Raw genomic sequence first — 20,382 nt, forward strand, 5'->3', positions numbered from 1 at the left:
AATCCGGGCGCAAAAGGGCCGTTCAACCAGACATGAATTTAGCGGGAGACGCACAATGCCCTCTTTCGAATTGAGCAAATTGCAAGCTGTGACGGGGCCGCGCGCGCTGTCCGATACTGATCGCACTGCGGCGCAAACGCAGACCGCTGCGCGCGGAGCCAAACCGAGCGCAGCGGGTAACGCCGCAGGCACCGGCGTGTCGGTCGAAATTGGCGCCGCTTTGCAAGCCGCCAATGTCGACACCTCCGCACCGCCGGTTGATCGCAGCCGCGTCGATGAAATCCGCGATGCGCTGCGCGAAGGGACATATCCGCTGGTTCCGACCGAGATCGCCGACGCGATCATCGCCGCACAATACAGTTTTGAGGTCGCCTGATGACCACGCCCGATACCTCCAAGTCCAAGCCCGCTCACGGTCCAGAGGCGCATTCAGGCGGCAAAGATTTGACCGGCAATCTGCGGCAAATGATTGCCGTTCTGCAGGCAGAGCGGCAAGCGCTTGCCACGCTCGATGCCGATGCCCTGTTCGAAGCAACACACCGCAAACAGGCGCTGTGCGACACGCTGATGCCATTTGGCGCCGACGCACTGGACCCGCAAGCCCGCGACCTTGCTCGCACGGCGCAGACGCTGAACGATGTAAACCGCCGGGTGCGCAATCTGCTGGCCGCCAATGTCGCGGCGCGGCTGGAGGCCTTGGGTTCGGTGCAGCACACCTATTCTGCGGCCGGAGCGACGCTCGGCTAAACCCGTACTAATACCTAGCGCGCCCAGTCTGGCACGCCGTTTGCTTACCTTCCTGTTTGTGACCCTTTGCCCCTTGCGGCGCGGGATCGCAGGAACTGACAGGAAAGCAGCCTAGGGACGTGACCCAGCCATCGATTCCTTCCGCCGGAATGCGCGCCGCCTTTGACCGCGCAGCGCAGGTCCATGCCGCCGCCTCGCGCGCGCCCCGATCTGCAGCGCCCGACCCGCCCGCCGCACCCGCGCAGCGATTGAACGCTGCCTATCCGGTCACCCGTTCCCGCACTCCCGGCGATGTCGAACAGGCCATTGCCAGCGCAGCGCAGCAAACCGGGGTCGATTTCGGCTTCCTGATCGCTCAGGCGCAGGTGGAATCGGCGATGAACCCCGATGCGCGCGCGCGCACCTCCAGCGCCACCGGCCTGTATCAATTCGTCGACAGCACCTGGCTCGGCACGATGCAGCGCCATGGGGGCCGATTTGGTCTGGGCGATGTCGCCGCGCAGATCGCGCTGACACCGGGCGGGACCGCGCAGGTCACAGACCCGGCAGCCCGGGCGGAGATATTGGCGCTGCGCAGCGACCCGCAGATTGCCTCATTAATGGCGGCCGGTCTGGCGGAGGACAACCGCGCCTATCTCACCCCGATACTGGGCCGCGAACCGGACCACAGCGAATTGTATCTCGCGCATTTCCTTGGCGCGGGCGGAGCGGGCCGGTTCCTGTCGGCCATGTCGGACAACCCCAATCAATCCGCCGCCAGCCTGTTCAGCCGCCCTGCTGCCGCCAATCGTCCGGTCTTTTACGAAAGCGATGGCAGTCCGCGCAGTCTGGCCGGAGTGATGCATTACCTTTCGGCCAAGCTGGAGCGCGCACGCGGCGATGCGCCGGCATCCTTTCCGGGCGCAATCGCCTCACCCTATTCCGCCGCGGCGACCTACAGCAACGGCTTTGCCTCGCTCCCAAGCCAGACCCGCCTGCCCGCCGCCGCGTCTTTGGCGGATAATGCCCAGGCGGGTTCGCGCGGGACCATGGCGGGTCTGTTGGAAAACATCTTCGCTGCCGGAATTTCCGGCGCCAGCTCTGATCGGTCCGCTCAGCATATTCAGCGCGCCTATCACCAGTTCAAGGCATTTGGATTATGACCGCCTCACCCAACGCCCCCGCTGCCGGTTCGATCACCGCCCGGCTGCACGCCGCCCCGGCGGCGATTGCACTGCCTCTCGGGATATTCGCTCTGTTTGCGTTGATGGTGCTGCCGATACCGACGCTGCTCCTCGATATGTTCTTTGTGCTCAACATCGCCATTTCGATCGCGGTGCTGATGGTCGCGCTCAATGCGCGCAAGCCGCTCGATTTCTCGTCCTTTCCCAGCGTGCTGCTGTTCGCCACCCTGCTCCGGCTCGCGCTCAATGTCGCCTCGACGCGGATCGTGCTGGTTCAAGGGCACGAGGGCGGCAATGCGGCGGGCGATGTCATCGCCAGTTTCAGCCAGTTTCTGGTCGGCGGCAATTTCGCGGTGGGGCTGTTCGTGTTCTGCATCCTGCTGATCATCAACATGATCGTCATCACCAAGGGCGCCGGGCGCGTGTCCGAGGTTTCTGCGCGGTTCGTGCTCGATGCGCTGCCGGGCAAGCAGATGGCGATCGACGCGGATATTGCCGCCGGGCTGATATCTGCCGACGAAGCGCGCACCCGCCGCCGCGAGGTTACGGTTGAGGCCGATTTCTACGGTTCGATGGATGGTGCCTCCAAATTCGTGAAGGGCGACGCGATTGCCGCACTGCTGATCCTGGGGGTAAACATCATCGCCGGATTTGCGCTGGGCATGATCAGCCACGGGATGAGCGCATCCGAAGCGGGCGAGGTCTATGTTACGCTGGCCGTCGGCGATGCTCTGGTGGCGCAGGTGCCCGCCTTGCTGTTGTCCATCGCCGCTGCGGCCATCGTCACCCGCGTGGCCGACACACGCGATCTGACCGGCCAAATTGGCGGACAATTCGCCGACCCGCGCGGCTGGTTGCCGGTTGCGATCATCCTCGCCGCGATTGGCGTGGTTCCGGCGATGCCGCAGGTCATTTTCATGCCCGCCGCCGCGATTGCGGGCGCGATCTGGTGGACTTTGCGCAAACAGGCGGCAAGACCGCCCGTGGTTGAGGCCCCGCCAGAAGACATATCGCCCGACCGCATCGACATTGCCGATGTGTCCGATCAGACGCTGGTGACAATCGAGCTGGGTTACGGGCTGGTGCATCTGGTGGACGAAGCCAAGGGCGCGCCGCTGCTGACCCGGATCACCGGCATCCGCAAACAATTGAGCCGCGATCTCGGCTTTGTCCTGCCGCAGTTCCGCATCCGCGATTCGCTTGACGCAGGCGCGAATGAATACCGGGTCACTCTGGGCGGGCTGGTGATCGTCAAAGGCGCGGTGCGGCCGGGTAAAATGCTCGCCATTGACACAGGCGATGTGCGCACCGGCCACGGCGTCACGGGCGAGGCGACCCGCGATCCCAGCTTTGATTGCCCGGCGCTGTGGATCGACCCCGGCGCGCGCGACCATGCGGTGTCCGAAGGGTTCCTGACCGTTGATCCCAGCACCGTGATCGCCACCCATGCCAATCAGGAATTGCTCGCCGCCAGCCACCAATTGCTCGGCCCCGAAGAAGTGCGCGCGCTGGTCGATGATCTGAAAGACCGCGCGCCTGCGCTGATTGAGGCGGTCCATCCCGATCCGCTCAGCCTTGCCGCGCTGACCCGTATTCTGCGCGCGCTGATCGCCGACGGAATCGCGATCAGCCATCCGCAGCCGCTGTTCACCAGTCTCGCGTTGGCGTTGCAGATGACGCAGGATTTCGATGCGCTGATCGACCGGGTGCGCGCTGATCTGGGGGCGCGGTTGATCGCGCGCATCTGCGAACCGGGAGAACGGTTGCAGGTCATCACGCTCGACGCGGCGCTCGAAGGGGCGATATTGGGCGGCATGGTTGACCCGGCCACCGGACAGCCGCTGATCGAACCCGAATGCGGCAGCATGATCGCGGCGCGGGTCAATGACTATATCGAGCAGATAAAGGCGCCCGCTGCGTTGATCGTTCAACCGCCCGCCCGCCGCGCGCTGGCGAGCCTTTTGCGGCAACGCGCAAGCCGCTGTCTGGTGCTGTCGATCAATGAACTGCCCGCAACCCAGCCGGTCGAGGTGATCGGGGTCATTGGCGGCGAACACCGCCAATTGAGCGCTCCCCCTAACCAGAGCACGCAAGCAGGAGCGATCGCCGCATGAAGCACGATCAGGCCAGTTTTTCCAGCGCGCGGCCCTATCAAACCGCCTCGCGCGCCGAGGTGGAGGACCGCGTGCGCCGGTTCCTGCCGATGGTTCACCGCGCGGCCTGGCACATCTATGGTGCCGGGCGCGAGGGGTTAGAAATCGAAGATCTGGTGCAGGCGGGCATCTTGGCGCTGACCGAATGTGCGCAGCGCCACGCCGGGCCGACCGAGGACGGCTTTGCCGCCTATGCCAAGATCCGCGCGCGCGGGGCGATGATCGACATGCTGCGCCGGCAAATGAACGACACCCGCACCGCACGCAAGAAACGCGCGCGTTATGACCGCGCAGTCGAAAGCCTGAAACAGCAGAGCGGCTGCGATCCCAGTCGCCGCGCAGTCGCCGCCGCGCTGGGCATCAGCGACACCGAATTGCTCGAAATCGAAGCTTCATCGGTCAGCGTCACCTCAATCAGCGACGAATATGACGATGCCAACACCGCCTTTGCCAGCGACGATCCCGACCCGTTCGAAATGCTCGCGGGACAACAGGACCGCGACCGGCTGGTGGCGGCCATGGTGCAATTGCCCGACCGGTTGAAACTGGTGCTGCAATTGTTCTTCGTCGAAGAATTGAACCTGACCGAAATCGCCGAGGTGCTGGAGGTCAGCGTCCCGCGCGTCCATCAATTGCGCGCCAAGGCCCTAAAAGACATGCGCAAATTGATGGACAACGCGAAATAGCTTCACGGTTTGATGCAGCGCCGCTTGGGCTCAGTCCCCATCGGCGTGGGCAGCGGCAGCGTGGGTCGCGGCTTCGGACCCGCCCGCACCGCTGGCCTCCCACCAATAGGCCCGCCGGGTCGCGGTGCCGGTGCCAACCTCGTTCAGCGTCTTGGCATCATACAATCGCCCGCCCAGCATCACCTGCACAATGTCATCCGAATTGCGAATGTCTGCGCTGGGATCGGCGCTGAGGATCAGGAGATCGGCAAGCTTGCCCACTTCGAGGCTGCCGATGTCGCGGTCCATGCCCAACGATTGCGCGGGTGCAATTGTCCCGGCCCGGAGCGCTTCGACCGGGCTCATCCCGCCGCGCGCAAAGCTCCACAGTTCCCAATGCGCATCGACCCCGGCCTGCTGACCATGCGCGCCGATGGAAACCCGGACCCCGCGCTGCGCGAGTTTGTTTGCCTCACGCGCGGAATTGTCATCGACAAATGCCCAGTCGGGGGCGGTGGTGCGCCGCCCGGTTTCCGCGAGCAGCATCCGCGGCGGAGTGTGGATCATCAATGGGTGATCGAACACGTCGGTCGCTTGCCGCCAATAAGGATCGCCCGCCAGTCCGCCATAGGTCACGTTCAGCGTCGGGGTGTAGTTGGAATTGGACTGGCTGAAGAATTGCAGCACGTCTTCATACAGCACATCGCCGGGGACATTGTGCTCGATGGTCGAATTGCCATCGGCAATCAGGTTCATGTCCATCCCGAACAGCGAGCCGCCTTCGGCGACCACCAGCATGTTTTCCGCCGCCGCCGCGCGCGCGACCATCTGGCGCTGTTCGCGCCGGGGCTGGTTGTAATTCTTGACCGAAATCCCGCCCTGCGCCCTGATCCGGCGGACATGCGCCAGCGCATCGTCATAGCTGTCGATCCGCGCATAGACGGATGGCGCCTTGGCCCCGTAGATGATTTCTCCGGTGGAGAAGATGCGCGGGCCCAGCGTTAGGCCCGCGCGCTGCCGCTCCGCTGCGGCGAACACCATGCTGGCATCGCTCGACGGATTGTGCAGCGTCGTCACGCCCAGCGCAAAGCTTTGCAGCAATGTCCAGTTTTGCTGCGGGATCAGATCGCCCACGCCGTAAGGGCCATGCGCATGGGCATCGACCAGACCGGGCATGATGGTTTGGCCGGTCGCATCGATCATGGTCGCGCCTGCCGGAATGGCGACATCGCCCGCTGCACCGACGGCTTTGATCCGGTCGCCTTCGATCACGATCACGCCATTGTCGATCGCGCCGGGGTCTGCCCGGTCCAGCGTTGCCGCCATCGTCAGAATGCGCGCGCCGGTGATCGCCACTGTTCCGCTCGGCTTGTCGGCGCTAACCGTCAGCGCCATCGAAATGCCGGTTTCGGGCGGAGTGTAGCCCTGCTCCTCTTCATCCTCGCCTGCCGGAGCGCTGCGGAAGAAATCGGCGACCTGCGCCTGATGCAATTGCGCGCCGATGGACCAGAACAGGGTTTGCCCGCCGTTTGCCCAGCCAATGTAATCCGCCCCGCCTTCGCTAACCTTGGTCACGGGCAAGGCCCCGCCGCTTTCGCTGACGCTGACCGGCTTGCCGCCGGGGATCAGCGGCATGGCGAAAACTTCGTAATTCTGGCGGAATGCCACGGTCAGCCCATCGGGCGAGACGCGGAAATCATTGGCCAGATCGCCGGTCACATGGATGCGCCGCCGCTCTCCATCAAGATCGGCGGAAACCAGCGCGAGATTCTCGCCCTCGCTCGCCGTCATGAAGATCCGGTCGCTTTGCGCGCCGAATTGCGGGTTGGAGCCCGAACGGCTGATCCGCGCATGCACGCCGCCGCTGACCGGCACCATATAGATACCGGTGTCTTCGGAATATTCGGCCGATGTCAGATAGCCGCCGCTGCGTTTTTCATAGACGATGCTGCGGCCATCGGGGGAAAATGCGAGGTCGGCGTAATGCCCCGGCACATCGGTGACCACGCGCGGATTGGCACCATTGGCGTCCGCCACGATGATCCGCCCCAGCGTCTCATCGGTCCATTCGACATAGGCCAGCATGCTGCCGTCGCGGCTGAAGGCGGGGAACGCCTCCAGCGCGTCACTCGCCCCAGTCAAGGGGCGCGGCGCATCGCGGCCCCTTGCGGATTTGGTGTAGAGCCGCCCCAGGCTTTCAAACACCACCCGCGTCCCGTCGGGGGATAGCTGGCCAAAGCGCGGCATGGTGGTGACAAAATTGTCGGGCGCAACCTCAATCACCGGATGCGGCGCATCGGCCACTCCGCGCGTGTCGTCGATGGCAAAGGGGATCACCGCATGGCCCGTCCCGTCGCGGCCAATGCGGTTCAATTTGCCGCCCGCCCAGAACACGATCGCTCCGCTATCGGGGGTCCAGGCGATGTTGGGATAGACCCCGTAAACCGCCCAGGTTTCCTGCAGATCAAGGTCGAGCGCGCCATAGATCATCCGCTCACGCCCGCTGGCGATGTCCTTTATCCAAAGCTGGCTGGCATCCTTGTCGCGCCGGATAAAGGCGATCTCTGTGCCATCGGGCGAAGGCGCGGGACGCACCGCGCCGCCATATCCGTCTACCGCCGTGGTGACCTCTCCGGTCGCCAGATCGTGCCGCTCAATCGCAAAAATGCCGGTCTGCGAATCCTGCGCATAAATGAAAGTGTTTCCCGGCGTGGTGTTGCGGGTGTAGTAGATCGCGCTACCATCGGCAGAGAAAACCGGCTCGCCCAGCTCTTTCTGCTGGCTCTCGTTCGCGCGTTCGACCACCGCGACCCCGCCGCCGCCAGAGACGTGATACATCCAGATTTCGCCGGTGCCCGCGCTGCGCTGCGTGGTGAAATGTTTCTTGGCGATGATAAAGCGCCCGTCGGGCGACCATGATGGCTGATTGAGCAGGCGGAAATCTTCATCCGTGACCTGCCGCATGTCAGAGCCATCGGCGTTCATCACCCACACATTGTCGCCGCCGCCCCGATCCGAAGTGAACGCAATGCGGTTGCCATCGGGGGAAAAGCGCGGCTGCACTTCCCACGCAAGGCCCGAAGCAATGCGCCGGGGCGTCCCGCCCGCAATCGGCATAGTGTAGATATCGCCCAGCACGGTGAAGGCGAGCGTGCGCCCGTCAGGCGAGACATCGACATCCATCCAGGTGGCTTCGTCGGTCTGGATCGGCACCTGCTCGATGGTGGCACCGCGCGGCGCGGTAACATCCCAGCCCTCTTCCGTGTCATCCTCAGCCAGCGCCAGCGAAGGCGCGGCGAGCATGGTGCAGGCAAGCAGGGTTGCGGTGAAACGGCGCATATTCAGTATCTCCCTCGTTTGGCGCAGAAGACTAGCGGGGCGAAATATTATTGCTAGGGGCCGCAAACGTCGTTGGTCGAATTCGATTGCATCTTGTCGCGGATCACATCCCAGATTTCGGTCCAAAGCTGGTCGTGATAGCTGCCGAATAGGTAAAGCGCGGCGTCACTGATGCGTCGCCCGGGAGCGCTCAAAGAGCGCGGGCGACCGTAGCTTCCATTCCAGTAATCAACACTGATGTCAGCAGCCAGATACGCCATTTCTTCAGGGTAACGCTCTATGACAAAATCAGCGATGAGATCATTGCGAAGTGCAGGATCAACGCCGCAGTTCTCCTGCAATGCAACAGAAGTCTGGGAGCTACGAGATTTCCAATCTAGATATGGCCTCTCTTGCCGCGACATCCATTGGTTGTAGTCAACCTGCGATAAAGAGGCCTTACCAGATCTAGCGCGTGCGTCCTGCCAAACGTGAAACTGCAAGATCTTCGCCGCAAGGTCTTGTGCATCCGGTCCAAGCCTCTCGATTTCGTTGTCGATTTTCCAGAGAGGGTGCGCGGGATCGCTATTGCTCCTTGCAGCGGATTTGACATCATACAGCGCAATTACTTGATCGAGCCCCGCCAGGTCTATGAACATGATCTCCCATTTGATATCGACCATTAATGAGCTGATCTCGGCCCAGTCTGAATAATGCTCGAGAAAATCCTCTCGAACAGAATTTGGGAGCAGTTTCTCCACCTGTTTGAGAAGCGCGGTATCGATAGGCATTGATCTATCGTACGATTGAACCGCTAAGAACTGGATAAAGTCGCGCCAAACATCCCCCGCATCTCATCTTTTCGGGGCCCCAGATACCCGAACAGATACGCCCCCACCTTACGCATCTGAATCTCTTCGCTGCCTTCTGTGATCCGATATCGACGGTGGTGGCGGTAGATATGTTCGAAGGGCTTATGCCGCGAATAGCCGATGCCGCCGTGGACCTGCATCGCGCGGTCCGCCGCCTCACACACCAGCCGGTTCGCCCAGTAATTGCACATGCTGACCTTGTCGGAGATCGTGCGCTCAATCTGTTCGTGGGGCATATTGTCCATCTCCCACGCGGTTTTGAAAATCAGCAACCGTAGCATTTCCGCCTGCGTCGCCAGCTCAACCAGCGGGAATTGAATGCCCTGATTGCGCGCCAATTCCTCGCCAAAGGGCTTGCGGGTGCGGGCGTATTTCACGCTTTCGTCGATGCAATAGAGCGCCGCGCCGCAGCTGCTCGCCGCCTGCCGGATGCGGTTCTGGTGGACGAAGCTTTGCGCCAGAGCGAGGCCGCGCCCTTCAACGCCGAGCATCGCGCTGTCCGGCACCCAGACATTGGTGACACTAAGGCGCGGGTGATCGGTGGGCATGTTGAAGGTCCACATCCATTCCTCGATCTTCAGCCCCTCGGTGGGATTGGGGACCAGTAGGCAGGTGATCCCGCTTGACGAACCCGCCTTGCCCGAAGTGCGGCAAAACATCGCGCAATGGGTGGCGACGTGCATGCCGGTGATCCACATCTTCTCGCCATCGATCCGCCAGCCATCGACCCCATCGCGCGTCTCGCGCACCGCGACCGTCTCCATGTGGGTGGCGTCCGATCCGTGGTCGGGTTCGGTCAGTCCAAAGGCGACACGGCGCGTGCGTTCAAACCCGCCGGTGATGAATTCGGCTTTCTGCTCCTCGGTCCCCCACTGGTCGAACATGGCGACGAAGGGGAAGTTGCCGACGATGGAGTGCTCGTTCTGGAGATCGTTGTGGAGGCCGAGGCCTTGCCGCGCAAAGTGTTCGCGGATCACTGCCATCCAGAGGTTCGAGCCGTCCTTGCCGCCATAGCGCTTGGGCGCGGAGAAGCGCCAATGGCCCGCCTTATCCGAGCGGCGGGTGGCTTCCTTGAGCAGTTCCTCCCAATCGTGCCGGGGCAAGCCGCCCGCCTCGAAATCCGTGCGCGCATATTCGCGGCGGTGGTCGAAGAAGCGGATGTTGTCGTCTTGGTTCTCAAGCGGCTTGATCTCGGCGGCGATGAAGGCGTCGAGCTCGTCGAGATAGACTTGCAGGTCGGCGGGAATTGCGAAGTCCATTATTCGATCACCTCTTTTGATTCGCTCCACAAGGCCCGCGCCACTGCGAGTGCAGGATATTTGGGCGAGTCGGCTGACACCTTGTCTAACGCATCCTGACGGAGGCCCTTCAGAACTTCGGGTGTAGACAGTGATGTCGAACCACGCAGAAAGGAGTCCGCCTGAGCTGGGTTTTCGTAGTTTTGTGTAGGTTCAAGTTCGCGAGCGATCATGCCTAAGGCATTGCGAGCCACGGCGAGCTGAAACCTGTCATGGCCCTTGACCTGTTCCTTCAGCGTGACGAGCCACTCAGAGACGGCGGTGGCAATCTCCGCGCGATCCGCCTCGCCCTTGCGGGGAGCCCGCTTCCAAAGAGGGTCGAGCGGCCGCTCCCGCTCTTCCTCCGGCGCGTCCTCCTCCAGCAACAGCAGCAGATCGAGTTCCTGCTCGCTCGTGCGACGCGAGATCACCACGCGCTCCAGCATCCGGTCCGCCCCCGAGCGCCATTGCGCCGCCATCTTGAGGCAGCCCAAGGCCCACCACACGGTGCGGTAGATCGTCCAGAAGCGGAAGCGCTCGCGGTCGACCGTCACCCCTGCCTCGGCTTCATAGGCAGCGAAGTAGTCCGCGATGCTCCCCAGCCCCAGCGCAGGGCGGTCGTAGCGGTGGAAGCGCCACACGGCCATGCAGCCGAACGCCAGATCCTCGTGAGGATCGCCGAAGTGCGCCAGTTCCCAGTCGAGCACGCCCGTGAGCCTGCCCGGAGCCTCGGCCAGAAGATTGCCCATGCGATAATCGCCGTGGATCAGAACGGGCGCGCACGGGTCGGGACAATTGTCCTCCATCCACTTGAGCCCCAGCGCGATAATCGGACGGTCGCCGCCCGCTTCCTCGAACTGTTGACGCAGGTCCGCGATGGCGGCGCGGTAATTCATCACCGGCACCGCCTCGGGCACGGCACCGGGGCGGATCGAGTGTATCCGCGCCAGATCGCGCGCGGCCTGACGCAGCAGTGCGTCAGCCTCGTCGAACAGCAGAATCTCCTTGGGGTTCGGCGTCCCCGGCAGCGCGCGCATCACAAAGCCCGAACCGATGCCGTCGTCCGGCCCAAGCACCGCCACCACTTCCGGCGCGGTTACGCCCCGCGCGCGCGCCGCTTCGATCACCGCCGCCTCGACCTCGTGGCCGTAGGGCCGCCCTTCCATGAAGGCGAGAGAAGGCGCACGGCGCAGGACAAAACCCTCGTCTGCGCAGGCAAACCGCCAGCTCTCCATGGTCGCCCCGCCCGTCAGCCGGGCCAAACCGGACGGCGGAGAAAGGCCGACGCGCGAACACACGCGCGCCAGCCCTTCGATCAGTTGATAAGGAGTTGCGTCGCCCACTTACTTACGCAGGCACGTTGTCCTTCTTCACCGTGATGACCTGAGGATAGGTGAATTCCTTCAGCCCTTCCTTGCCATATTCCGCGCCAAAGCCCGATTGCTTGTGCCCGCCAAACGGGGTGAAGGGCGACAGGTGCAGGAATTCATTGACCCACACCGTGCCGGTTTCAAGCTGCTCGGCAATTTCGACGCCCTTGTCCGGGTTGGCGGTCCACACCGCCCCGGCCAGCCCATATTCGGACGCATTGGCGCGGGCGATGGCTTCTTCTTCGGTCTTGAATTTCATCAAAGGCATGACCGGGCCAAACTGCTCCTCGGCCACGATCCGCGCGTCTTCGGGCGGGTTGTCGAGAATCGTGATCGGCACGTAATATCCGGTGCCCGAAGGATCGGCGTTCCCGCCGGTCAGGAATTTGTAGCCGTTGTCCTTGGCGTCCTGGATCAGTTCAAGCACGCGGTCATATTGCTTCTTGTTCTGGATCGGACCGACCCCGGTGCCCTGCTGCGCGCCGTCGCCAACGACCACGGTCTTGGCATAATCGGCGATAGCGGTGGACAGTTCGTCATAGATGTCTTCGTGGATATAGATGCGTTTCGCCGCGACGCAGATTTGTCCGGCGTTGGAAAAGCTCGACCAGAACAATTGCTCGGCGACCTTTTTCGGATCGGCATCGGGCAACACGATCGAGGCGTCATTGCCGCCGAGTTCCAGCGTGATCCGCTTGAGATCGGCGCTGGCGCCTTCCATGATCTTTTTGCCCGTCGCGGTCGAGCCGGTGAAGGTGATCTTGTCGATATCGGGATGCGCGGTGATCAGCGGGCCAAGGCTGTCTTCGCCGGTGATGATGTTGACCACGCCCGCGGGCACTTTTTCTGCGATCAGTTCGGCGATGCGCAGCGTGGTGAGCGGGGTGAAGGGCGAAGGTTTCAGCACGATGGTGCAGCCCGAAAGCATGGCAGGCACGATTTTCTGGATCGCCATCATCACCGGGAAATTCCACGGCACGATCCCGCCGACCACGCCCACCGGCACCCGGCGCGTGCGCGACAGGCGGGTGTCGCTGTCCTCGTTGATTTCATCTTCGAGGCTGAGCGTGGACTGCGCCGCGCTCATCCCGGCGGCGCCGTAAATTTCGCCCTTGGCCTGTTCGTGCGGCTTGCCCTGCTCGCTGGTCAGCAGCCGGTAAAGCTCGTCGGCGTTTTCCTTGATCGCGCCCGAAATCGCCATGATCGCGGCGCGGCGTTCCTCAATCGAAGTTTTCTTCCAAGTCTTGAACGCGGCGCGCGCGGCGGCGACGGCATTGTCCAGTTCATCCTTGCCGCAGGCCGGGACCTGACCAACCACCTGTTCATTGGCGGGATTGATCACATCGAGCCATTGGCCGTTGTCGACCATCTCGCCATTGATGAGGTTCTTGTACTGGGTGACCATGATATTCTCTCCCGAATCCGTAAAGGGGTTTGGCTCTCGCGCACCAAAGTGGACCTTCATGCGCGAAAATCAATTGCGATTGCGCCGTTGACTTTAAGTCTTGCGCCAGAGCGCCGCTCCTATCAGTTGCGCTATGCAACGCGGTCGTTATGCCGCATTCCAACAGGAGAGCCCGCCCCTATGCCCAAAGATTCGTCCGAGGCCGCACCCGACGCAAAACCCGATTTCATTATCTACGGCAGCCCCGTTTCGCCATTCGCGCGCAAGGTTGCGGCAGTGGCAATCGAAAAAGATGTGCCGTTCGATATTGAGGCGGTGAATGTGTTCGATCCGCCCGAATGGTTCCGCGCGATTTCCCCGATGAAGCGTATTCCGGTGCTGCGCGACCGCTCGATTGCCGCCGAAGGGCCCGAAGGGACAATCGCCGACAGTTCGGCAATCTGTGCCTATATCGAACGCAAACACCCTGCACCGACGCTTTATTGCAGCGATGCCTTTGACCACGGCAGGGCGCTGATGATTGAAGAATATGCCGACACCACGCTCGCCATGACAGGCGGTCTCGGCATTTTTCGCCCGATCTTCTTCGCAGTGAGCAAGGGCGAAGAAGCCGACCTCGCCACCGCGCGCGCCACCTGGAACGAAAAAATGCCGCCGATCCTCACCTATCTCGATGCCGAGTTAAACGGACGCAGCTTCTATGCCGGAGATGCGGTCTCGATTGCGGACATTTCGGTCACCTGCATCCTGATGCAGATCGCGCTGGTCGCCGAAATGCCGCTCGGCGATTATCCCGCGCTGGCCGCGCATTTTGGCCGCATGACCGCGCGCGCTTCGATCGCCGGACCCTTTGCCAAGGCCGACCGCGCGATCCGCAAGGCCTTGCCCGAGCGCTTGGACCTGACCTAAGGGGCTGAACGGGCAGATAAAGGGAAGCGCGCGGACGAACATGGCCAAGGATTGGTGCATCGGGATCATCGGAGGCTCTGGCCTCTACAATATCGAGGGGATCGAGGATGAGCAGTGGCTCATGATCGACACCCCGTGGGGCGACCCTTCCGATGAAATCCTGTGCGGGCGGATTGGCCATGTGAAGGTGCGGTTTCTGCCGCGCCACGGACGCGGCCACCCGATCAGCCCGAGCGAACTGAACTCGCGCGCCAATATCGATGCGCTCAAACGTGCCGGCTGCACCGATATTCTGGCGATTTCCGCGGTCGGTTCCTTGCGCGAAGAGATCGAGCCGGGACGCTTTGCGATTGTCGAACAATTCATCGACAACACCCGCCACCGCCCCAGCACTTTCTTCACCAGCGGGTTTGTCACACATGTCTCGATGGCCGATCCGGTGTGCCCTCGGCTATCGCAAATGGCGGCCAAGGCGATCACCGCTTGCAAGGGCAAGGTGGCGACCGGCGCGACCTATCTGGCGATGGAAGGCCCGCAATTTTCGACCCGCGCCGAAAGCCGGATGTATCAGGCCTGGGGCGCGGACATAATCGGAATGACCGGAGTGCCAGAGGCGAAACTGGCACGCGAGGCAGAGCTGCCTTATGCGCTGATCGGGATGAGCACCGATTACGATTGCTGGCGCGAAGGCGAGGACGCCGTCGACGTCGCGCAGGTGGTCGCGCAGATGCAGGAGAACAGCCAGCTGGCGCGCGAGACGGTGCTGAAATTCATCGAAAACCTGCCCAAAACCCGCAGCGCATCGCCGATCGACACCTGCCTCGACAACGCAGTCATCACCGCGCCTGATGAACACGACCCCGCGCTCATGGCAAAACTGGACGCGGTGGCCGGGCGGTTGTTGGGGTAGCGACGAAAGGCGGTTTTGGCGGTTTCGCCGTCAAAAGCAGACTTTCTGCTTGCGACCCCAAATCTGCCCTCTGCCTTATCGTCGCCCCGGGCTTGACCCGGGGTCCCACTTATTCTTCACTCCGGCGATGGATCACGAGAACACCGGGGGCTGGGTTTACATCATGGCCGACCGCTATCGCGGCACGATGTATGTCGGGGTTACCGCTGATCTGACCTTCAGGATCAGCCAGCACCGCGAAGGGACAGGGTCTGATTTCTGCGCGCGTTACGAATTGAAAAGACTGGTTTGGGCGGAGCGATGTGAAGCAATCGAATCTGCGATTGCCCATGAAAAGCGCCTCAAGCGCTGGCGCCGCCAGTGGAAGTTTGAACTGATCGAAAAGGCCAATCCGGAGTGGAATGATGTGTTCGCATCTTTGGCCTGAAAATCTCGAAGAAAGCGGGACCCCGGGTCAAGCCCGGGGCGACGGGATGGCAAAAACCCACCGCAATTCCAGCCATCCACCTGCATCCCAGCCCAACCCGATACCCGCCGCAGCCCCTACCCCTCTTTCCACCGCCCTTTCAGCGGTTCAAACCGGTCCACGCGGATGGATTGCCAGACGCCGCCGGTCAGATAGGGGTCGTCGTTGACGGTCGCGCGCGCGGCGGTTTCGTCTTCGGCTTCGATGATCAGCAGCGATCCGACGAATTCGCCCTTGGCATTGGTGAGCGGTCCGGCGACGCGGTAATTCTCATTATGCGCGGCCATGAATTCGCGCTGCGCCTTTAGGTGGCGTTCGCGCAATTCAGTGTTGAGTTCGCCGTCGCGGCAATAGAAACAATATAGCGGCATGGCGGTGGCTCCTGCATTCTGCGCCTGGGCAATGCGATAACACAGCGCTCCGCCTGCGCAAACGGGACTCGCGCCAGACGGGGCAGCCGGGGCAGAGGCCGACTTCGCTTGAACATGAAGCCGCACGGGTCCAAATGCGGGGTTTCCCATCGAATCCGGCCAAAGGACAATCCCTCCCCGTGACCACGCCGAACCTGCCCCGCGGCACCGCCAATTACCTTGACCGTGCCCCCTTGCGCCGCGCCTATCGCGCCGAAGAAGAAGCCTGCGTGGCAGAACGGTTGGAACAGGCGGCCCCCGCCAGCCGGGTCAGCACCAATGCGGCGGCGTTGGCGATCAACCTGATCGAAGGCGCGCGCAGCCACAAGGCATCGGGCGTCGACGCCTTTCTGCAGCAATATGGGCTCGACACCGAAGAGGGCATCGCGCTGATGTGCTTGGCTGAGGCTTTGCTGCGCGTGCCCGACGATGACACCGCCGATGCGCTGATCAGGGACAAGATTGGCGAAATCGACTGGGGCGAACATCTTGGCGAAAGCTCCTCGACCTTCGTGAACGCCGCAACCTTTTCGCTGATGCTGACCGGCGAGGTGCTGGACCCGCCAGAGGCGCATCAGCGCGGCATGGGCAGCACGCTCAAACGCACGATGAACCGGCTGGGCGAACCGGTGATCCGCAAGGCGACGCTTCAGGCGATGCGCATTCTGGGCGGGCAATTTGTGTTCGGGCGGACCATCGAAGAGGCGCTGAAACGCGCCAGGCCCGAACGCGCCAAGGGGCTGACTCACAGTTTCGACATGCTCGGCGAAGCGGCCATGACCTTTGCCGATGCGGAGAAATACCGGCTGGCCTATGAAGGCGCGATTGAGCGGCTGGCGCGCGAAACCTCTGGCAACGTTGGCACCTCGCCCGGCATTTCGGTGAAGCTGTCCGCGCTCCACCCGAAATACACCCACTTCCATGCGGTGCAGGCGCATGACGAGATCGTGCCCATCGTGCGCGGGCTGGCGGTGAAGGCGCGCGACGCCAACATGCATTTCACCGTGGACGCCGAAGAGGCCGAACGGCTCGAAGTGTCGCTCGACATCATCGAAACGCTGGTGGCAGACGATGATCTGTTCACCCGCGCCGATGGATCGCGCTGGGATGGCTTTGGCCTCGCCATTCAGGCCTATCAGAAACGCGGCCTGCCGCTGTGCGACTGGACCGCGAAGCTGGCGCGGCGGCACGGACGCAAATTGTTCGTGCGGTTGGTAAAGGGCGCCTATTGGGACAGCGAGATCAAGCTGTCGCAGGTCGGCGGGTATGATGATTACCCGGTCTTCACCCGCAAGGTTGCCACCGATGTCTCCTATCTCGCCTGCGCGGCGCGGTTGTTTGAACATGACGACGCGATTTACCCCGCGTTCGCCACCCACAACGCCTACACCGTGGCGGTGGTCAAGGAGCTTTCAGCCGGACGTCCGTTCGAATTTCAGCGGCTGCACGGAATGGGCGAGGAGGTTTACGAGGCGCTCCACCGGATCGAAGGGAACTCCCCCACCCCCGTGCGGATCTATGCGCCGGTCGGCGGGCACAAGGAATTGCTCGCCTATCTGGTGCGCCGCCTGCTCGAAAACGGGGCCAACACCAGTTTCGTCAACCGTATGGGCGATGCCGAGGTTCCGGCGAGCGAACTGGTGGGCGATCCGGTGGCAGAGCTTGCCGCGCTGTCCCCGCGCCGCAATCCAGCGATAGTTTTGCCCAAGGATATTCTCGGAGCGCGGATCAACAGCGCGGGCGTCGATCTGTCCGATCCGCTGGTGATCGAACCGCTGCAGGCGCGGCTGGCGGATCTTGCCGACCTGCACTGGCGCGCCGAGCCGACCTTTCCGGCGGAAACGCCCGGCGAAATCGCTCCCATCACCATGCCGCACGATCTCTTGGCGAAAGTCGGCACGCGCCGCGATGCGACGGCGGAGGAGGTTGATGCCGCCTTTACCCGCGCCGCTGCGATCCAGCCCGGCTGGGATGCGCTGGGCGGCGATAGGCGCGCGTTGCTGCTGGAGGAAGCCGCCGATCTGTTTGAGGCGCACACCGACGAATTCCTCAGCCTGTGTCAGCGCGAGGCGGGCAAGACCCTGCTCGACGGGGTCGCCGAAGTGCGCGAGGCGGTGGATTTCCTGCGCTATTACGCATCAGAGGCGCGGCGGCAGTTTGCCCGCCCGATCCATCTGCCCGGCCCAACGGGTGAGGAGAATACGCTGTCGATGCACGGGCGCGGGGTGTTTGCGACGATTTCTCCGTGGAACTTCCCGCTCGCAATCTTCACCGGCATGGCTTCGGCGGCGCTGGCGGCGGGCAATGCGGTGATCGCCAAGCCTGCCGAACAGACCCCGCTGATCGCCGCACTGGCAGTGAAATTGTGCCACGAAGCCGGCATCCCGCCCGAGGCGCTGCAACTTATGCCCGGCGCGGGCGATGTCGGGCAGATGATCACCGCCGACCCGCGGCTGGCGGGAGTCGCCTTCACCGGATCGACCGAGACCGCGCAGGCGATCAACCGCAGCCTTGCGGGCCGCGATGGACCAATCGCCACTCTGATTGCGGAAACCGGCGGGCAAAACGCGATGATCGTCGATTCCAGTGCGCTGCCCGAACAGGTGGTGCGCGATGTGCTCGCCAGCGCGTTTCAGAGCGCGGGACAACGCTGTTCGGCCTTGCGCGTGCTCTATCTGCAAGAGGATGTCGCGGATGAAATGCTGGCGATGATCCGCGGCGGGTTTGAGGCGCTGCACATTGGCGACCCGGCGATTATCGCCACCGATGTCGGCCCGGTGATCGACCCGGATGCACAGGCAGCGCTGGAACGCCATGTCGCCCGGCGCGAGGCGTCCGGCCATCAGGTCTGGCGGCGCGAACTGGACGCATCCACCCTCAAGGGCTGCTTCGTCGCGCCGACGATCATGGAAATCGGCTCGATCCTCGACTTGAAGCGCGAGAATTTCGGCCCCGTGCTGCATGTTGCGCGGTTCCGATCGGATCAGCTTGGGCAAGTGGTGGAGGATATCAACGCTGCCGGATACGGGCTGACGCTGGGCCTGCACAGCCGCATCGAGGAAACCCGCAGATTTGTGCAGGCGCGCGCGCGGGTCGGCAATTTCTACGTCAACCGCAACCAGATCGGGGCGATCGTCGAAAGCCAGCCGTTTGGCGGCGAGGGGTTGTCGGGCACCGGGCCCAAGGCAGGCGGGCCGCATTACCTCGCTCGCTTTGCCACAGAGCGGGTGATGTGCATCGACACCACAGCGGCAGGCGGCAATGCAACATTGCTGGCAAGCCTTTAAGCGGTCTTGAAATCAGCAGGATTTGCGCGATACATCCAGCCGCATGATTCATCGCCTGTCCCGCCTTGCCGTCCACCTCTTTGCGCTGATCGCCCTGATGTGGAGCGGGGCGGCGATGGCCGAGGTGCAGATCCACTTTCACTCATTCAACGGATCGGTGCTGCTTGGACGCTATCCGCACACTTTCATCGTGCTCGACGGGACGCTGTCGAGCGGCCAGGTGGTGAACGAGAATTACGGCTTTTCCGCGCGCCGCGCCACCACCGAAGTGCTCAGCGGGCCGGTCGAACACATGGTTCTGGCCGAGAGCGAGCGCAATGTGCGCCGCACCAACCGCCATTTCTCGCTGACGATCAGCGATGCACAATACCGCCGGATCATCGCCGAAGTGCAGCGCTGGCAGAATGCGCCGGGCAAATATTACGACCTCGAAACGCGCAATTGCATCCATTTCGTGGGCGAGATGGCGCGCATCCTCGGCCTCCGCGTCGAATATCCCGGCGACATGCTGCGCCGCCCCAAGAAATGGCTGAACCACATCACCGCGCTCAACCCGCAATTGGGCGCGCGGGCGATTGATTAAAACGCTTTTCGACCACTTTGGCCAACCACTTTGAATCGCGAGACGCTGGCTAGCAGAAGACTCCCACATCTAAATTCTCACCCCGCTTGCCGCCCGGCGCGCAATCGTGAATCACGCCTGCATGGCGATTCTTTCAGATAAATGGATTCGTGAACAAGCGCAGACCAAGGGCATGATCGAGCCTTTTGTTGAGGCGCAGCGGCGTGAGGGCGTGATCTCCTTCGGCCTCTCCTCCTATGGTTATGACGCGCGGGTGGCGAGCGAGTTCAAGATTTTCACCAACGTCAATTCGGCGACGGTCGATCCCAAGAAATTCGACGCAGACAGTCTTGTCGACCGCGAGACGGATGTCTGCATCATCCCGCCCAATTCCTTTGCGCTGGCCCGCACGGTCGAATATTTCCGCGTGCCAGAGGATGTGCTCGTCATCTGTCTGGGCAAAAGCACCTATGCGCGCTGCGGGATCATCGTCAACGTGACCCCGCTGGAGCCGGGCTGGGAAGGGCATGTGACGCTGGAATTTTCCAACACCACGCCCTTGCCCGCCAAAATCTACGCCAACGAAGGCGCGTGCCAGTTCCTGTTCCTCAAAGGCAACGAACGCTGCGAGACCAGCTACAAGGACCGCGCAGGCAAATATATGGGCCAGCGCGGAGTGACGCTACCAAGGCTTTAGGGGCGAAGCTTTAGGGGAAGGGCTTTAGGCTTGCGATTGCAAGGGTTTGAGCGGCGGCATTGTGCTGTCTGCGAAGAAGCAGTCGGGCGCGTGGCGACCCTATTGCTGCCACGAAATCCTTTGCAACCCCCGCTCAGCCTGAGCCTGTCGAAGGCCGCGCACTGACATCGC

17 protein-coding genes are annotated in these 20,382 nt (G+C 62.7%); 11 read left to right on the plus strand and 6 right to left on the minus strand.

Features of this window, described 5'->3' with window-relative positions:
• Positions 1-55 precede the first annotated feature (55 nt).
• The 5 genes from flgM (at position 56) to ACM64M_RS12685 (ending at position 4,749) form a co-directional block, all read left to right on the plus strand.
• A complete protein-coding gene (gene flgM, locus ACM64M_RS12665) occupies positions 56-376 on the plus strand; it encodes a flagellar biosynthesis anti-sigma factor FlgM (RefSeq protein ID WP_416229066.1) in 321 nt (106 codons plus the stop codon).
• On the plus strand, positions 376-747 hold the full coding sequence (locus tag ACM64M_RS12670; protein WP_416229067.1) for a flagellar protein FlgN: 372 nt from the start codon (positions 376-378) through the stop codon (positions 745-747). Before flgM ends, ACM64M_RS12670 begins: the two co-directional genes overlap by 1 nt.
• A 119-nt stretch (positions 748-866) precedes the next feature.
• A complete protein-coding gene (locus ACM64M_RS12675; RefSeq protein WP_416229068.1) occupies positions 867-1,889 on the plus strand; it encodes a transglycosylase SLT domain-containing protein in 1,023 nt (340 codons plus the stop codon).
• Positions 1,886-4,024 carry a flagellar biosynthesis protein FlhA gene (locus tag ACM64M_RS12680; RefSeq protein WP_416229069.1) on the plus strand — a complete coding sequence of 713 codons (2,139 nt, stop codon included), beginning with the start codon at positions 1,886-1,888 and terminating at the stop codon, positions 4,022-4,024. Before ACM64M_RS12675 ends, ACM64M_RS12680 begins: the two co-directional genes overlap by 4 nt.
• Positions 4,021-4,749 (plus strand): sigma-70 family RNA polymerase sigma factor, encoded by a 729-nt coding sequence (locus ACM64M_RS12685; RefSeq protein ID WP_416229070.1) that lies wholly within the window; start codon positions 4,021-4,023, stop codon positions 4,747-4,749. Before ACM64M_RS12680 ends, ACM64M_RS12685 begins: the two co-directional genes overlap by 4 nt.
• 30 nt (positions 4,750-4,779) lie before the next feature.
• Here ACM64M_RS12685 and ACM64M_RS12690 read toward each other — a convergent pair whose 3' ends face one another.
• The 5 genes from ACM64M_RS12690 to ACM64M_RS12710 are packed head-to-tail and all read right to left on the minus strand — an operon-like array spanning position 4,780 to position 12,970.
• Positions 4,780-8,067, minus strand: a complete 3,288-nt coding sequence (locus ACM64M_RS12690; protein WP_416229071.1) for an amidohydrolase family protein — start codon at positions 8,065-8,067, stop codon at positions 4,780-4,782.
• A gap of 53 nt (positions 8,068-8,120) precedes the next feature.
• Positions 8,121-8,837, minus strand: a complete 717-nt coding sequence (locus tag ACM64M_RS12695) for a hypothetical protein (protein WP_416229072.1) — start codon at positions 8,835-8,837, stop codon at positions 8,121-8,123.
• 23 nt (positions 8,838-8,860) lie between these two features.
• Positions 8,861-10,177 (minus strand): acyl-CoA dehydrogenase family protein, encoded by a 1,317-nt coding sequence (locus ACM64M_RS12700; protein WP_416229073.1) that lies wholly within the window; start codon positions 10,175-10,177, stop codon positions 8,861-8,863.
• Positions 10,177-11,538, minus strand: a complete 1,362-nt coding sequence (locus ACM64M_RS12705; protein ID WP_416229074.1) for a phosphotransferase — start codon at positions 11,536-11,538, stop codon at positions 10,177-10,179. The genes ACM64M_RS12700 and ACM64M_RS12705 overlap by 1 nt, the downstream gene beginning before the upstream one ends.
• 4 nt (positions 11,539-11,542) lie before the next feature.
• Positions 11,543-12,970 (minus strand): aldehyde dehydrogenase family protein, encoded by a 1,428-nt coding sequence (locus tag ACM64M_RS12710; protein WP_416229083.1) that lies wholly within the window; start codon positions 12,968-12,970, stop codon positions 11,543-11,545.
• 180 nt (positions 12,971-13,150) lie between these two features.
• On the opposite strand from ACM64M_RS12710, the gene ACM64M_RS12715 reads away from it, so the two are divergent.
• The 3 genes from ACM64M_RS12715 (at position 13,151) to ACM64M_RS12725 (ending at position 15,216) form a co-directional block, all read left to right on the plus strand.
• A complete protein-coding gene (locus ACM64M_RS12715; protein WP_416229075.1) occupies positions 13,151-13,879 on the plus strand; it encodes a glutathione S-transferase family protein in 729 nt (242 codons plus the stop codon).
• A 40-nt stretch (positions 13,880-13,919) separates the two neighbouring features.
• Positions 13,920-14,789 carry an S-methyl-5'-thioadenosine phosphorylase gene (gene mtnP / locus ACM64M_RS12720; RefSeq protein ID WP_416229076.1) on the plus strand — a complete coding sequence of 290 codons (870 nt, stop codon included), beginning with the start codon at positions 13,920-13,922 and terminating at the stop codon, positions 14,787-14,789.
• Positions 14,790-14,916: 127 nt separating this feature from the next.
• Positions 14,917-15,216, plus strand: a complete 300-nt coding sequence (locus tag ACM64M_RS12725) for a GIY-YIG nuclease family protein (protein WP_416229077.1) — start codon at positions 14,917-14,919, stop codon at positions 15,214-15,216.
• Positions 15,217-15,332: 116 nt separating this feature from the next.
• Here ACM64M_RS12725 and ACM64M_RS12730 read toward each other — a convergent pair whose 3' ends face one another.
• Positions 15,333-15,626, minus strand: coding sequence for a YciI family protein (locus ACM64M_RS12730; protein ID WP_416229078.1), 294 nt, complete (start codon positions 15,624-15,626; stop codon positions 15,333-15,335).
• 179 nt (positions 15,627-15,805) lie between these two features.
• On the opposite strand from ACM64M_RS12730, the gene putA reads away from it, so the two are divergent.
• The 3 genes from putA to dcd all read left to right on the plus strand — a co-directional run bounded on the left by putA (position 15,806) and on the right by dcd (position 20,211).
• The gene (gene putA, locus ACM64M_RS12735; protein ID WP_416229079.1) at positions 15,806-18,952 is read left to right on the plus strand and encodes a bifunctional proline dehydrogenase/L-glutamate gamma-semialdehyde dehydrogenase PutA; all 3,147 of its coding nucleotides are present in this window, start codon (positions 15,806-15,808) and stop codon (positions 18,950-18,952) included.
• 43 nt (positions 18,953-18,995) lie between these two features.
• Positions 18,996-19,535 (plus strand): hypothetical protein, encoded by a 540-nt coding sequence (locus tag ACM64M_RS12740; protein ID WP_416229080.1) that lies wholly within the window; start codon positions 18,996-18,998, stop codon positions 19,533-19,535.
• 121 nt (positions 19,536-19,656) lie between these two features.
• Entirely contained in the window at positions 19,657-20,211 is a 555-nt protein-coding gene (gene dcd / locus ACM64M_RS12745) for a dCTP deaminase (protein WP_416229081.1), read from the plus strand.
• The last annotated feature ends 171 nt before the right edge of the window (positions 20,212-20,382 follow it).

It is taken from the genome of Qipengyuania sp. ASV99 (assembly GCF_047872805.1).
Taxonomy (GTDB): domain Bacteria; phylum Pseudomonadota; class Alphaproteobacteria; order Sphingomonadales; family Sphingomonadaceae; genus Erythrobacter.